The sequence below is a fragment of the Streptomyces lushanensis genome (genome assembly GCF_001700515.1).
GTDB classification, from domain to species: Bacteria; Actinomycetota; Actinomycetes; order Streptomycetales; family Streptomycetaceae; genus Streptomyces; species Streptomyces lushanensis.
This window is the reverse complement of the sequence record NZ_MAUD01000357.1, coordinates 1-13,852: the sequence shown is the minus strand read 5'-3', so window position 1 is coordinate 13,852 and position 13,852 is coordinate 1. Positions and strand designations below refer to the sequence as shown.

Sequence of the window (13,852 nt, the reverse complement as noted above, 5' to 3'; positions counted from 1 at the left end):
CCCCCGCACCGTCCGCCGCCTTCCCGCCCGCCACGGCCGGTCCTGCCCGGGTGGTGGTGCTGGTCTCCGGTTCCGGCACGAATCTCCAGGCCCTGCTCGACGCCATCGGCGACGACCCGGCGGCCTTCGGGGCACGGATCGTCGCGGTCGGCGCGGACCGGGGCTCCATCGAGGGCCTGGCGCGGGCCGAGCGCGCCGGACTGCCGACCTTCGTCCGCAGAGTCAAGGACTACGGCACGCGTGACGAGTGGGACGCGGCGCTGACCGAGGCGACCGCGGCCCACGCACCGGATCTGGTGGTCTCGGCCGGCTTCATGAAGATCGTGGGCAAGGAGTTCCTCGCGCGCTTCGGCGGGCGGTTCGTCAACACGCATCCCGCCCTGCTGCCCAGTTTTCCCGGTGCCCATGGCGTACGTGACGCGCTCGCGTACGGCGCGAAGGTCACCGGCTGCACCGTCCACTTCGTCGACGACGGCGTCGACACCGGCCCGATCATCGCGCAGGGCGTGGTCGAGGTGCGGGACGAGGACGGGGAAGACGCTCTCCATGAGCGCATCAAGGAAGTCGAGCGACGCCTGCTCGTCGAGGTCGTGGGGCGTCTGGCCCGGCACGGCTATCGCATTGAGGGACGAAAGGTAACGATCCAGTGACCGCCGAAGGTACGAACCGCCCCATCCGTAGGGCGCTGGTCAGCGTCTACGACAAGACGGGCCTGGAGGAACTGGCCCGCGGGCTGCACGAGGCGGGCGTCACCCTGGTCTCGACTGGCTCCACCGCTTCGAGGATCGCCGCGGCCGGTGTACCGGTCACCAAGGTCGAGGAGCTGACCGGCTTCCCCGAGTGCCTGGACGGCCGCGTCAAGACGCTGCATCCGCGCGTCCACGCCGGGATCCTCGCCGACCTGCGGCTCGACTCGCACCGCGAGCAGCTCGCCGAGCTGGACATCGAGCCGTTCGACCTGGTCGTCGTGAACCTCTATCCCTTCCGTGAGACGGTCGCGTCCGGCGCCGGCGCCGACGAGTGTGTCGAGCAGATCGACATCGGCGGGCCCTCGATGGTCCGCGCCGCCGCCAAGAACCATCCGTCGGTCGCGGTCGTCACCAGCCCCGAGCGGTACCCGGACGTCCTCGGGGCCGTGCGGGGCGGCGGATTCGATCTGACGACCCGCAAGCGGCTGGCGGCGGAGGCGTTCCAGCACACCGCCGCGTACGACGTGGCCGTGGCCTCCTGGTTCGCGGACGAGTACGCCGCCGCCGACGACTCGGGTTTCCCCGACTTCCTGGGCGCCACGTACACCCGCAAGAACGTGCTGCGCTACGGCGAGAACCCGCACCAGCCCGCCGCGCTCTACACGAGCGGCGAGGGCGGTCTGGCCGAGGCCGAGCAGCTGCACGGCAAGGAGATGTCGTACAACAACTACACGGACACGGACGCCGCGCGCCGGGCCGCGTACGACCACGCCGAGCCCTGTGTCGCGATCATCAAGCACGCCAATCCGTGCGGGATCGCGGTCGGCGCCGATGTCGCCGAGGCGCACCGCAAGGCGCACGAGTGCGACCCGCTGTCCGCGTTCGGCGGCGTGATCGCCGTCAACCGACCGGTCTCCGTCGCGATGGCCGAGCAGGTCGCCGAGATCTTCACCGAGGTGATTGTCGCGCCCGGGTACGAGGACGGGGCGGTCGAGGTGCTCGCCCGCAAGAAGAACATCCGGGTGCTGCGCTGCGCCGAGCCGCCGGCCTCGACGACCGAGGTCAAGCCGGTCGACGGCGGTGCGCTGCTCCAGGTCACCGACCGGCTCCAGGCCGACGGCGACGATCCGGCGAACTGGACCCTCGCGACCGGCGAGGCGCTGTCCGAGGCCGGGCTGGCGGAGCTGGCCTTCGCCTGGCGCGCGTGCCGCGCGGTCAAGTCCAACGCGATCCTGCTCGCCAGGGGCGGCGCGTCGGTGGGCGTGGGCATGGGCCAGGTCAACCGCGTCGACTCCGCGAAGCTCGCGGTGGAGCGGGCGGGCGAGGAGCGCGCGCGGGGCGCCTACGCGGCGTCCGACGCGTTCTTCCCGTTCCCCGACGGGCTGGAGATCCTGCTGGCCGCGGGCGTCAAGGCGGTGGTCCAGCCGGGCGGTTCCGTCCGTGACGAGCAGGTCGTCGAGGCGGCGCGCGCGGCCGGCGCGACGATGTACTTCACCGGGACGCGCCACTTCTTCCACTGAGGTCTGAGGACTGAGGACTGAGCTCCGGGAGCCGGGAGCCGGGAGCCGGGGGCCGGGATCCGGCGTCCGGTCCTTCATCGGGACTCGGACCCGGACCCGGACTCGGACCCGGCACCGGCTCCCCGGTGGGTCCAGCTCCCGGGGGCCGTACCCCGCGTCATCCGCGCGGGGTACGGCCCCCGGACGCGGCGCACGGCGGGAGCGCCGGGCGGCGGGACACCGGAGGGCGTGCCACAGAACGACGGAGGGCCGTCGTACCCGCCGAGGTGCGGGTAGTACGGCCCTCGTGCCTGCTCGGTGCGCGCTCAAGGAAAGGCAAGGAAGCTCCGACGGGCCTCAGTAGCGCGGGCGGTTGAACCACGCGGCGCCGTCGGCCTTCCCCACGAAGACGGCGATCAGGATGGCGAGGACCGTGTAGATCAGGCCGAACCCGACGAAGGGGTAGATGCCGAGGATCGCGACGATCACGCCGAACACGATGCCGCCGACCTGCACGCCCTTGCCGCCCTTGCCGAACTTCACGGCGAGGACGATCGAGCCTATGCACGTCAGCAGGGCGATGACGGTCATGCCCCACAGCAGACCGCCCGAGTAGTCGGCGAGCTGCTGGAACTGAACGTCGTCCTGGAGCTGCGCGTCGTTCTTGGCGGCGGAGACGGCCGCGGCGGCGATCGCGAAGATGAACATGCCGATCAGGCTGAGGCCGAAGATGACCCACAGCATCACGCGGGCCGCCTTGACACCGCCCGGCATCTCCATCGGGACGCCGGGAGCACCCGGGTAGCCGCCGTACGGCTGGACCGGCGGGGCCTGGGGATAGCCGTAACCGGGCTGCTGGCCCTGCGGGTAACCGTAACCCGGCTGGCTCTGCTGCTGGCCGTAGCCGGGCTGCTGCCCCGGCTGGCCCGGCTGGCCGTACGGGTTGTTGGGATCACCGAAGCTCATGGCGGGGTTCCTCCGTTGGTGAAGCTGGGGACGTTGACGACCCGGGCAGGAGGAACTTCTCAGGACTGAGCGGTCTGCCCCCCGACGTCGGCCGCACACTGCGCGGTAATCGTGTTATCAACGTCTTATTTTGTCCAGCGTGATGACGCGGGCGTTGTGCAAGTGCAACCTCCTGTCCGTTCGACCGGCGCGACCCGCGCGAGCGGCGGGCGTGTGACGGGGGCCACCCCAAGCCACCGCGGGGCGGCGAACCGGGCCGCGAGCCGGAAGGCGAATCGGAAGGCGAATTGGAACCGGGGAGAGGCATCCGCGAGGATGGGGGCATGACCGCCCAGATTCTCGATGGCAAGGCCACCGCAGCCGCGATCAAGTCCGACCTGACCGCCCGCGTGGCGGCACTGAAGGCGAGAGGTGTCACGCCCGGCCTGGGAACCCTGCTGGTCGGGGACGATCCCGGCAGCCGCTGGTACGTGAACGGCAAGCACCGCGACTGCGCGCAGGTCGGCATCGCCTCGATCCAGCGCGAACTGCCCGACACGGCCTCCCAGGAGGACATCGAGGCGGTGGTCGCGGAGCTGAACGCCAACCCCGAGTGCACGGGATACATCGTGCAACTGCCGCTGCCCAAGGGCATCGACACCAACCGGGTACTGGAACTGATGGATCCGCTCAAGGACGCGGACGGGCTGCATCCGATGAGCCTCGGGCGGCTGGTGCTCAACGAGGCGGGCCCGCTGCCGTGCACTCCGTACGGCATCATCCAGCTGCTGCGCCACCACGGTGTGACGATCGCGGGCGCGCATGTGGTGGTCGTCGGCCGCGGTATCACGGTCGGCCGGTCGATCCCGCTGCTGCTGACCCGTAAGTCCGAGAACGCGACCGTGACGCAGTGCCACACGGGCACCCGCGATCTGTCGGCGCAGCTCAGGCAGGCGGACATCATCGTGGCGGCGGCGGGCGTGCCGCACATCGTCAAGCCGGAGGACGTGAAGCCGGGCGCGGCGGTCCTCGACGTGGGCGTGAGCCGGGACGAGAACGGGAAGATCGTCGGAGATGTCCATCCGGGCGTCGCGGAGGTGGCGGGCTGGATCTCGCCCAACCCGGGCGGTGTCGGCCCGATGACCCGCGCGCAGCTGCTGGTCAACGTGGTCGAGGCGGCGGAACGCGCCGCCGCCGACGCGGGCTGAACCGTACGGTGACGCGGAAAGGGGCATCCATGGGTGCTGGTACGAGCACGGGCGACGCGGCCCGGCCGGGGCGTGACGCCCGCGAGGCGCCGGAGCGCGCGGTGGCTGCCGCTGCCGCCGTGCCGGTCCCGGAGGTGTCCGAGGTGGTCCCGGAGGTGTCCGGGGGGTCCGGCGGGTCCGGAGCGGCTGCTCCGGACCCGGCCGCCGGGCCGGTGGACACGAAGCGGACGTCCGTGGAGACGCGGCGGGCCGTACTGGACGCGCCGGATCCGGCGGACGCCCAGGACGCGGACGCCCGGCACACCGTGCCCGACGACGTGAAGACCGAGGTGAGGACGGACGGCGCTGACGGCGTGGACGGCGTGGACACCGTCGAGGGCGCCGAGGGTGACGAGTCCGAGGAGACGAGCCAGCGGTTCTCGGCGGTCACCCGCTACACCGCGCGGCCCGAGGGCGGCGGACGGGCCGCTCCGGGGGACGCGCCCGCGCCCGCCCGCCAGTGGCCGCTGCTCAGCGTGCTGGGGACGACCGGACTCGGGCTGCTGATCGTCGGTCTGCACCCGTTCGCCGAGGCGTTCCGGATCGGCACGATCCTGATCGGCCTCGCCCTCGTCGGCGGTGCCGTGCTGCGTCGTGTGATGCCTTCCGTCGGCATGCTCGCCGTGCGCTCGCGCTTCACCGACATGGTCACGTACGGCCTGCTGGGCGTCGTGATCGTGATGCTCTCGCTCATGACACAGCCCAAGCCATGGCTGGAGATCCCGTTCCTGGAGGACATCGTCCACTCGACCGTGCCGTAGAGCCGCCGGCCCCTGGATCCGTTGACCGCTCGATCCGTCGGTCTCCGGCCCCGTCGGTCTCCGGCCCCGTCGGTCTTCGGCCCCGTCGGTCTTCGGCCCCGTTGGTCTTCGGACGTGTCGGTCTCCGGATCCGCCCGAGCACCGACCGAACCGATGCGTGACCCCGATGCGTGACGTGGGCCCGTACTCTCCCCCGAGGAGTACGGGCCACCGCCGTTTCAGGCAACACCCCCGTGTGCCCAGGGCGGCGCGGGGTGGACCGCGCCGCCCGGTGTGCACCACAGACTGTTCCGCGTCATATCGGTCCGCCGCCAGACCGGTGCGCCGATGTGGGCGGTTGTGGGACGCGTACGACGTCCACCTGCGGGGACGTCTCCTCCCGTGGGACGGCGTGGGACGCGGCGGGACCGGTCGTCGCGGCGGGTGGCCTGTCCTGAAGGTGGTGGACGGCCGCCGGGCCTCGTAACCCTGTGTTCAGAGGTCGCCGTCCCGGGGAGAACCGGGCTGGAGTGTCGAAGCGACCCGATAGCGCATGAGGTGGACATGCCGCGTTGGAAAGAGCTTCCTTCGGACCTGCCCGAAAGGGAACAGCAACTTCTCGTCCAGCTGAGGCGGTTGAAGGACCGCTCCGGTCTCGGTCTGGCCGCCCTGGCGGCGAAGACCAGCTACAGCCGTTCCTCCTGGGAGCGGTATCTCAACGGCAAGCAGCCGGTGCCGCGGGCAGCGGTGGAGGAACTGGCACGGGTGTGCGGCGCGGATCCGACACGGCTGCTCGTACTGCACGAGGTGGCCATGGAGCGGGCCCCGACGGCGAACGGCGGTCCAGGCGCCGCGAGTGCGGGTGCGGGTGCGGGCGTGGGTGCCGGTGCAGGTGTCGGTGCGGCTGTCGGTACGGATGCGCTCGCGGGTGCCGGACAGCCCGAGGACTCGGGGGAGTCCGGGCAGCCGGCCGAGAAATCCGGACCGCCCTCGCCGCCCCCGTCGTCACCTGTTCCTGTCGGGCCGCCCGACGACCGGCCCGCGCCCGCCCGGCGCCTCGTCCCGCTGCGGTACGCGCTCGCCGGAGCGGCCGTCTCCACGGTCGCCGCCTTCTCCGGAGGGCTGCTGCTGGCGCCGGCCGAGGACACGCAGGCCCCGTCCGTACAGACCTATGGGCCCGGCCGTACGTACGAGTGCGCCACCGGCCGCAAGGACGGCCTGTCCTACGCCGGGCACAGCCTCACCACGGAAGCGCTCATCGACATCAACGGCAACGGCCGCGATGTCGTGGAGGCGCAGTGCCTGCTGCGCCGTCACGGCTTCGACCCCGGTGAGATCGACGGACTGTACGGGCCGGGCACCAAGGCGGTCGTGCGGAAGTTCCAGGCCGCTCGCCGGTTGGTCGACGACGGCATCGTCGGGCCCGACACCTGGGGAGAGTTACGGCGATGAGCGGAGCCGGCGCGGTGCCGAGAGCCGCGGAGGGCGAGCGGCTGGCGGCGGAACTGAGCGCTTTGCGGGAGCGTACGGGGCTGAGTCTGGTGGCCCTGGCCGCGCGCACCCCGTACAGCAAGTCGTCCTGGCAGCGGTATCTCAACGGAACGCAACCGCTGCCGAGGCAGGCGGTGGAGGCCCTCTGCGCGCTCGCCGACGAGCCGTCGGGGCGGCTGCTGGTGCTCTGGGAACTGGCCGACGCGGCGTGGAGCGGCCGGGCGGAGACATCGGGCGCGCCGGACCGCCGTGCGTCCGCGACGCACGTCGCCGAAACCGCGGGCGCGGCGGCCTCGACCGATTCCGAGACTTCGACCGGTACGGCGGCCGTAACCGGTACCGCGGCGGTGACCCGTACCGCGGCCGTGACCAGTACGGCGGCCTCGACCGGCACACCGGACCCGGACGGCACGGCTCGGACACACCCGGACGAACTGTCCGGGAAGCGCCGCCGGGTTCCGACGCCCGCCCTGACGGCGGCAGCGGTGGTTGTGACGGCGGTGGTCGTGACGGCGGTCCTCGCCGGAACCGGGCTGCTGCGGGACGACGGCGACGACGGGCACCGGCGGAACGCCGCCGACGCCACCTGGATCCAGGCCTCGCCCTTGGTGCCGGGCTGTAGGGAATCGGCCTGTGACGGCAAGAATCCGCAGGTCATGAACTGCGGCGGCCAGGGGATGGTCGCGACCGTCAACGCCTTCACGGCCACGGGCGGTCAGCGGCTGGAACTGCGCTACGGGGAGTACTGCCGTGCCGTCTGGGTACGGGCGAGCCGGCTGCGCCTGGGCGACCGCGTCGTCCTGACCGCGCCCGGCGGAAAGACGGCCGAACTCGTCGCGATCCGGCGCGATGTCGGGCGTTACGTCTCCACTCCCATGGCCGGAGCGAGCGATCCGGCCGACGCGCGGGTGTGTCTGCGGCCGGGCGCGGACCGGGACGGGAATGAGGAGTGCTTCAGTGCCTTTGCGAAGCGGTGAGCCGACGAGCCGACAGCAGAGCCGCAGAGCCGGTGAGCTGGTGAGCCGACGCGTAGGTGAGCCGGCGAGCAGGAGAAGCGGGATGAGCGGGAGATAGGACCAGGAGAAAAAGGTGAACGGCGCCCGTCCCCTCCCCCGAAGAAGGACGGGCGCCGTCCGCCCCCGTGCCGGTCCGCGGTGCCGCCCGCGGTGTTCTGCGACACAGATATCAGCGTCATGCACGCGCCAAACGGGTTCAAGGGTTGCCTATCGCCTGATGCATGGAGGTGACCATTCCGCCATGGTGTGATCAACGGGCAACGGATGCGAGACTTGAAGCGGGGTTCGGTACAGGGGGCGCGCGAGAGAGCGCGATACCGCACCCAAATGCCTCCGTGCGCTGCCGACGTAGGAACTGCCATCCTGACCCGGCGCATCCCTGTGGGTGTCGCGGAGCACATTGGGCACGTCGCGGGGGGACAAGGGGGAGGCACATGCCTCGTTGGAAGGCGCTACCGGAGGAACTCGATCCGGAAGTCAAGGAGTTCACCAGTCAGCTCCGCAGGCTGGTGAACCGCAGCGGTCTGAGCATCGCCGCGGTGGCCGACAGGACGGGCTACAGCAAGACGTCCTGGGAGCGCTATCTCAACGGGCGGCTGCTCGCGCCCAAGGGCGCGGTCATGGCGCTGGCCGATGTCACCGGCACGAATCCGACGCATCTCACCACGATGTGGGAGCTGGCGGAGCGCGCGTGGAGCCGCTCCGAGATGCGCCACGACATGACCATGGAAGCGATACGGATCTCCCAGGCGCGGGCGGCGCTGGCCGAGACCGGCGAGAACCCGGCTGTCGGACACCCCGGTGGCCCTGGCGGCCCGGGCGGTTCCGGCGCGCCCGGTCGGCCCGGCGGATCGGGGCGGTCCGGTGGCCCCGGTGGCCCTGGCGCCTCCGACAGGCCCGGCGGTACAGGCCGTTCGGGTCGGCCCGGTGGATCCGGGTGGTCCGGTGCGCCCGTCGGCCCCATGGGCTCCGGTGGCCCTGGCGGCCCGGCCGGCCCCGGTGCGGGCCCCGTGGGCCGGCCCGGTGGAGCCACCCTTGACTTCGGCCGTGGCAGGGGCGCCGACCTGGGCGGGCCCGGGGGCCGTGCCGTACCGCCGCCCGGCGGCCCGGCGGCCCCGCCACGGCCGCCGTCGCAGGGCCCGGGCCGTGGCGGCGGGCGCGGACGGCGCAAGGCGATCGTCTTCGCGGTGGGCGTGGTCGGCGCGCTGGCGGTGGTGGCCGCCGCGGTGCTGCTGACCGACATCGGCGGTGACGGCGGCGGCAAGGCCGTCGCGGAGTCCCCGAAGCCCTCGCCGTCCCTCAGCAGCAGCCCCGTACTGCCGCCCGGTGTGAAGTGCGGTGGTGACGACTGCTCAGGACAGGACCCGGAGACGATGGGCTGCGGCGGGGAGTTCGCCACGACCGTCTCCAGCGCCACGGTGGGCACGGCCCTGATCGAGGTACGTCACAGCCCGACGTGCGGGGCGGCCTGGGCGCGGATCACCCAGGCGGCGACGGGCGACGAGGTACGGATCAGCGCGGGCGGCAAGGCCCAGAACGGCGTGGTGGAGGTGGCCGCCAACGCGTACACGCCGATGGTCGCCGTACCGGACGCGGGCAGCGCGAAGGCGTGCGCGACACTCATGACGGGTGAGACGGGCTGCACTTCGACGCGCTGAGCGAGCGGCCGGCGACGGCACGCACGTCCCGGCGGACGGCCCGGCCGCCCGCCGCCCTAGCGGTACCGGCGCCCGGCGGGCGCGCCCACGAACACGCCGTCGTGAGCCGTGCAACCGGGCCCTGTCCGGTCGATCTTCGCGGGTCCGCGACGCCCGGCACGGCACCTCGCTGCGTTGTCGGCGTTGTCGGCGTCTCCCGAGTACATCCAGTACGCGGGCGATCCTCCGCCTTGCGATGCTCCCCCGTGGCCTGAACGGCACGGGAGGTACCCCCTCCACCGGAAGCCGCGGCCCGATCCACGAAGACCGACCGGACAGGACCTGGGGGCCGACGGCCCGTCCGGGCGCGGGTCGGATAGCCTGATCGCCGGATATCTCTTCACGTCAAGATTCGCGGCCGCGGAGATGTCCCGCACCAGGGGCAGGGACCCCCACCGCCAGCGTCTTACGGAGACCGCCATGACCCGCACTCCCGTGAATGTCACCGTCACCGGCGCGGCCGGCCAGATCGGCTACGCGCTGCTCTTCCGCATCGCGTCCGGCCATCTGCTCGGCGCGGACGTGCCGGTCAGGCTCCGTCTCCTTGAGATCCCGCAGGGCCTCAAGGCCGCCGAGGGCACCGCGATGGAGCTGGACGACTGCGCCTTCCCGCTGCTCGACGGCATCGAGATCACGGACGACCCGAACGTCGCCTTCGACGGCGCGAACGTGGCACTGCTGGTCGGCGCCCGTCCCCGTACCAAGGGCATGGAGCGCGGCGACCTGCTCTCCGCCAACGGCGGCATCTTCAAGCCGCAGGGCAAGGCCATCAACGACCACGCCGCGGACGACATCAAGGTCCTCGTCGTCGGCAACCCGGCGAACACCAACGCGCTGATCGCGCAGGCCGCCGCGCCCGACGTACCGGCCGAGCGCTTCACCGCGATGACCCGTCTCGACCACAACCGCGCCATCTCGCAGCTCGCCGCGAAGACCGGCGCCGCCGTCTCCGACATCAGGCGTCTGACGATCTGGGGCAACCACTCCGCCACCCAGTACCCGGACATCTTCCACGCGGAGATCGCGGGCAAGAACGCCGCCGAGACCGTCGACGACGAGGTCTGGCTGGCCGAGACGTTCATCCCGACCGTCGCCAAGCGCGGTGCGGCGATCATCGAGGCCCGTGGCGCGTCCTCGGCCGCCTCCGCCGCCAACGCGGCCATCGACCACGTCCACACCTGGGTCAACGGCACCGCCGAGGGCGACTGGACCTCCATGGGCATCCCGTCGGACGGTTCCTACGGTGTGCCGGAGGGCCTGATCTCCTCCTTCCCGGTCACCGCCGGCAACGGCGTGTACGAGATCGTCCAGGGCCTGGACATCAACGCGTTCTCGCGGGCCCGTATCGACGCCTCGGTGCAGGAGCTCCAGGAGGAGCGCGACGCGGTGCGCGCGCTGGGCCTGATCTGACGGCTCCGAAGCCCCAGGAGCGAAGGCCCTGAGCCAAGCCCGAAGAGCCTGACACCGGCTGCGGACATCGGAACGCCCCCGACTCCCGTCGGGGGCGTTCCGGCGTCCAGCGAGTGCGCACGCCCCGCCCGCACGCCCCGCCCGCACGTCCCGACCGCACGCCCCGGCAGAGCCCGCGCGGTCAGTGCGCGTACTGGCCAGGGGTGTAGTGGCCCGGCACCATCCGGGTGGAGACACCGAACCGGTTCCAGGCGTTGATCGCCGTGATCGCGGCGATCAGATGGGCCAGCTCGGTCTCGTCGAACTGCTCCGCGGCCTTCCCGTACACCTCGTCCGGCACGAAACCGTCGGTCAGCACGGTGATCGCCTCGGTCAGCTCGATCGCCGCGATCTCCTTGGCCGTGTAGAAGTGCCGCGACTCCTCCCAGGCGCTGAGCTGGATGACGCGCTCCACCGACTCGCCGGCCGCCAGCGCGTCCTTGGTGTGCATGTCGAGGCAGAACGCGCAGTGGTTGAGCTGCGACGCGCGGATCTTGACCAGTTCGAGCACGGTGGGATCGACCCCGTGCCGGGCGGCGGCGTCCAGCCGGACCATGGCCTTGTAGACCTCGGGAGCGAGCTTGGCCAGGTCGAGACGCGGGGAGTGCTCGGGAGCGTATCGCTTCGTCTCGTTCTCTGTGTGCGTTGTCATGATGACGACGCTACGCGCCCGGTGGCGCAGGGGTATGGTCCATTCCCATGACGGATCCCTGGGCCAAATCCCCGCCCGAACCCGCGGCGAGCGGCGTCCTCGGGGTCGATCTCCATCTTGAGCTGCGTGGCCCCGGACTGCGCGCCGGGCTCATGGACGCCCTGCGCGAGGCCGTCCGTACGGGCAGGCTCGCCCCCGGCACCCGGCTGCCGTCCTCCCGTTCGCTCGCCGCCGACCTGGGCGTCGCCCGTAACACCGTGGCCGACGCCTACGCCGAACTGACCGCCGAGGGCTGGCTCACCGCCCGGCAGGGCTCGGGCACCCGCGTGGCCCGGCGGGCCGCGCCGCGCAGGGCCGCTCCCGCACCGCCGAGGACCCGGCCGGTCCGTCGCGGGCCCGCCCACAATCTGCTGCCCGGCTCTCCCGACCTGGCCGCGTTCCCGCGCGCCCAGTGGCTCACGGCCGCCCGCCGGGCGCTGACGGCCGCGCCCCACGAGGCCTTCGGGTACGGCGATCCTCTGGGCCGGATCGAACTGCGGACCGCCCTCGCCGAGTACCTGCCGCGCGCCCGGGGCGTGTACGCGGCTCCGGAGCGGATCGTCGTCTGCTCCGGCTTCCTCCATGGGCTGATGCTGCTGGGCCAGGTGCTCAGGGCCCGGGGGGTACCGGCGGTCGCCGTCGAGTCGTACGGTCTCGGCTTCCACCGCGACGCGCTGACCGGGGCTGGGCTGCGGACCCCGGCCCTCCCGCTGGACGCGCGCGGCACCCGCACCGAGGAACTGGCGGACCTGCGCGGTGTCGGGGCGGTACTGCTGACCGCGGCGCACCAGTTCCCCCTCGGCATGGCGCTCCATCCGGACCGGCGCTCGGCCGCCGTGGACTGGGCGCGGGCCGCGGACGGGCTGATCCTGGAGGACGACTACGACGGTGAGTTCCGCTACGACAGGCAGCCCGTCGGCGCCCTTCAAGGACTCGATCCCGAACGGGTGGTGTACCTCGGCACCGCGAGCAAGTCCCTGACGCCCGGACTGCGGCTCGGGTGGCTGGTACTGCCCGAGGAACTCGTCCGCGAGGTGGGCGCGGTGAAGGGCGAGGTGGACTGGGCGTCGAGCGCGCTCGACCAGCTCACGCTCGCGGAGTTCATCACCTCGGGCGCGTACGACCGTCATGTGCGCTCGATGCGGCTGCGCTACCGGCGCCGCCGCGACCAGCTGGTGGCCGCGCTCGCGGAACGGGCTCCGGAGATCCGGGTGACCGGCATCGCGGCCGGTCTGCACGCCGTCGTCGAACTCCCGCCGCGCACCGAGCGCTCGGTGGTCGAGGCCGCCGCCTGGCAGGGCCTGGCGGTGTACGGTCTGAGCCGCTTCCGGCACCCGTCCGTCGCGCCGGGCACCGACGCCCTGGTGGTCGGCTACGGCACGCCGTCGGACAGCGCGTGGCCGGGCGCGCTGGACGCGCTGTGCCGCGTCCTGCCGTGACCCCGTAACGAACCCGGCGCCCGCTCGCCGACCCGCCGCCACGTCCGCCCTGCTGCCACCGGTCCCGGTCCTGGCCGTCGTGCGGTGACTGTCGACACCCTCCGACGGTCGAATTACGATGATCGGTACGGCATCGCGTGTCGGTCACCGTCCGGGTGAGGCATGGAGGTGCCCGTGAGTGTGCCTTACGGAGGCATTCCACAGTGTCCATCCAGTTGAATCACACCATCGTCCACTCCCGGGACAACCGGGAGTCCGCCGAGTTCCTGGCCCATGTCCTCGACCTTCCGGTCGGGACCGAGTGGGGCCCGTTCATCCCCGTCGAACTGAGCAACGGCGTCACCCTCGACTTCGCCTCGATACCGCCGGAGTCGATCGTCCCGCAGCACTACGCCTTCCTGGTCAGCGAGGAAGACTTCGACGGGATCTTCCGGCGCATCCAGGACAAGGGCGTCACGTTCTACGCCGATCCGCACCGGAAGCACCCGGGCGAGATCAACCACAACGACGGTGGCCGCGGCGTCTACTTCATCGACCCGGTCGGTCACGCCATGGAAGCCATCACGCGCCCCTACGGCGGCGGCGAGAGCTAGAGCGTGTTCCGGAATGCCGTATTTCTGGACTTCCCGAACTTCCTGAACGCCTCGTAGTACGGCTCACGGCAAGCCCCGGGGGGCGGTGGTTCCGCCGCCCCCCGGGGTCCGAGGGGACGGCGCCCGGTCAGTCCCCGTCCGTCAGCACCGCGCGCAACTGGTCCAGGCCCCAGTCGAGGTCCTCCTTGCTGATCACCAGCGGCGGAGCGATACGGATCGTGGAACCGTGGGTGTCCTTCACCAGCACACCCCGGTCCATCAGCCGCTCCGAGATCTCCCGGCCCGTTCCGCGCGAGGGCGCGATGTCCACCCCGGCCCACAGCCCGCGGCCCCGCACCGCCTCCACCGCGCCGCCG

13 protein-coding genes are annotated in these 13,852 nt (G+C 72.0%); 10 read left to right on the top strand and 3 right to left on the bottom strand.

Translation table 11 applies throughout. The annotated features are described in order from the left end of the window. Positions 1-50 precede the first annotated feature (50 nt). Both purN and purH read left to right on the top strand, forming a co-directional pair. Entirely contained in the window at positions 51-650 is a 600-nt protein-coding gene (purN, locus tag BFF77_RS25845; protein ID WP_066954097.1) for a phosphoribosylglycinamide formyltransferase, read from the top strand. Further along, entirely contained in the window at positions 647-2,209 is a 1,563-nt protein-coding gene (gene purH / locus BFF77_RS25840; RefSeq protein ID WP_066954095.1) for a bifunctional phosphoribosylaminoimidazolecarboxamide formyltransferase/IMP cyclohydrolase, read from the top strand. Before purN ends, purH begins: the two co-directional genes overlap by 4 nt. A 336-nt stretch (positions 2,210-2,545) precedes the next feature. On the opposite strand, the gene BFF77_RS25835 is transcribed toward purH, so the two are convergent. Next, the gene (locus BFF77_RS25835) at positions 2,546-3,154 is read right to left on the bottom strand and encodes a hypothetical protein (protein ID WP_066954091.1); all 609 of its coding nucleotides are present in this window, start codon (positions 3,152-3,154) and stop codon (positions 2,546-2,548) included. A 323-nt stretch (positions 3,155-3,477) separates the two neighbouring features. Here BFF77_RS25835 and BFF77_RS25830 point away from each other — a divergent pair, with 323 nt between their 5' ends. From BFF77_RS25830 to BFF77_RS25805, 6 genes are all read left to right on the top strand, one after another. Beyond that, positions 3,478-4,341, top strand: coding sequence for a bifunctional methylenetetrahydrofolate dehydrogenase/methenyltetrahydrofolate cyclohydrolase (locus tag BFF77_RS25830; RefSeq protein WP_066954088.1), 864 nt, complete (start codon positions 3,478-3,480; stop codon positions 4,339-4,341). Positions 4,342-4,370: 29 nt separating this feature from the next. Further along, positions 4,371-5,141, top strand: coding sequence for a DUF3017 domain-containing protein (locus BFF77_RS25825; protein ID WP_066954085.1), 771 nt, complete (start codon positions 4,371-4,373; stop codon positions 5,139-5,141). Between the two features lie 543 nt (positions 5,142-5,684). Continuing rightward, positions 5,685-6,572, top strand: coding sequence for a helix-turn-helix domain-containing protein (locus BFF77_RS25820; protein WP_066954082.1), 888 nt, complete (start codon positions 5,685-5,687; stop codon positions 6,570-6,572). Next, the gene (locus tag BFF77_RS25815) at positions 6,569-7,588 is read left to right on the top strand and encodes a helix-turn-helix domain-containing protein (protein WP_066954079.1); all 1,020 of its coding nucleotides are present in this window, start codon (positions 6,569-6,571) and stop codon (positions 7,586-7,588) included. The genes BFF77_RS25820 and BFF77_RS25815 overlap by 4 nt, the downstream gene beginning before the upstream one ends. Positions 7,589-8,061: 473 nt before the next feature. Next, a complete protein-coding gene (locus BFF77_RS25810) occupies positions 8,062-9,285 on the top strand; it encodes a helix-turn-helix domain-containing protein (RefSeq protein ID WP_066954076.1) in 1,224 nt (407 codons plus the stop codon). Between the two features lie 459 nt (positions 9,286-9,744). Continuing rightward, complete coding sequence (locus BFF77_RS25805) at positions 9,745-10,734, top strand: malate dehydrogenase (RefSeq protein WP_066954073.1); 990 nt, start codon at positions 9,745-9,747, stop codon at positions 10,732-10,734. A 181-nt stretch (positions 10,735-10,915) separates the two neighbouring features. Here the strand turns inward: BFF77_RS25805 and BFF77_RS25800 are convergent, their stop codons facing one another. Continuing rightward, positions 10,916-11,425 (bottom strand): carboxymuconolactone decarboxylase family protein, encoded by a 510-nt coding sequence (locus BFF77_RS25800; protein WP_066954070.1) that lies wholly within the window; start codon positions 11,423-11,425, stop codon positions 10,916-10,918. A gap of 47 nt (positions 11,426-11,472) precedes the next feature. Here BFF77_RS25800 and pdxR point away from each other — a divergent pair, with 47 nt between their 5' ends. After that, positions 11,473-12,903: a MocR-like pyridoxine biosynthesis transcription factor PdxR gene (gene pdxR, locus BFF77_RS25795; protein WP_066954067.1), complete on the top strand. Its 1,431-nt coding sequence runs from the start codon at positions 11,473-11,475 to the stop codon at positions 12,901-12,903. A 203-nt stretch (positions 12,904-13,106) separates the two neighbouring features. Beyond that, positions 13,107-13,496, top strand: a complete 390-nt coding sequence (locus BFF77_RS25790; RefSeq protein WP_066954064.1) for a VOC family protein — start codon at positions 13,107-13,109, stop codon at positions 13,494-13,496. 127 nt (positions 13,497-13,623) lie between these two features. On the opposite strand, the gene BFF77_RS25785 is transcribed toward BFF77_RS25790, so the two are convergent. Continuing rightward, the coding region (locus BFF77_RS25785; RefSeq protein ID WP_141698528.1) for an aminotransferase class III-fold pyridoxal phosphate-dependent enzyme at positions 13,624-13,852 on the bottom strand (229 nt) is incomplete at its 5' end.

What these genes read in the sequence shown, in the direction of transcription:
- BFF77_RS25835 (WP_066954091.1), bottom strand. Translation starts at nt 3,154, where the DNA reads ATGAGCTTCGGTGATCCCAACAACCCGTACGGCCAGCCGGGCCAGCCG.
- BFF77_RS25830 (WP_066954088.1), top strand. Translation starts at nt 3,478, where the DNA reads ATGACCGCCCAGATTCTCGATGGCAAGGCCACCGCAGCCGCGATCAAG.
- BFF77_RS25825 (WP_066954085.1), top strand. Translation starts at nt 4,371, where the DNA reads ATGGGTGCTGGTACGAGCACGGGCGACGCGGCCCGGCCGGGGCGTGAC.
- BFF77_RS25820 (WP_066954082.1), top strand. Translation starts at nt 5,685, where the DNA reads ATGCCGCGTTGGAAAGAGCTTCCTTCGGACCTGCCCGAAAGGGAACAG.
- BFF77_RS25815 (WP_066954079.1), top strand. Translation starts at nt 6,569, where the DNA reads ATGAGCGGAGCCGGCGCGGTGCCGAGAGCCGCGGAGGGCGAGCGGCTG.
- BFF77_RS25810 (WP_066954076.1), top strand. Translation starts at nt 8,062, where the DNA reads ATGCCTCGTTGGAAGGCGCTACCGGAGGAACTCGATCCGGAAGTCAAG.
- BFF77_RS25805 (WP_066954073.1), top strand. Translation starts at nt 9,745, where the DNA reads ATGACCCGCACTCCCGTGAATGTCACCGTCACCGGCGCGGCCGGCCAG.
- BFF77_RS25800 (WP_066954070.1), bottom strand. Translation starts at nt 11,425, where the DNA reads ATGACAACGCACACAGAGAACGAGACGAAGCGATACGCTCCCGAGCAC.
- pdxR (WP_066954067.1), top strand. Translation starts at nt 11,473, where the DNA reads ATGACGGATCCCTGGGCCAAATCCCCGCCCGAACCCGCGGCGAGCGGC.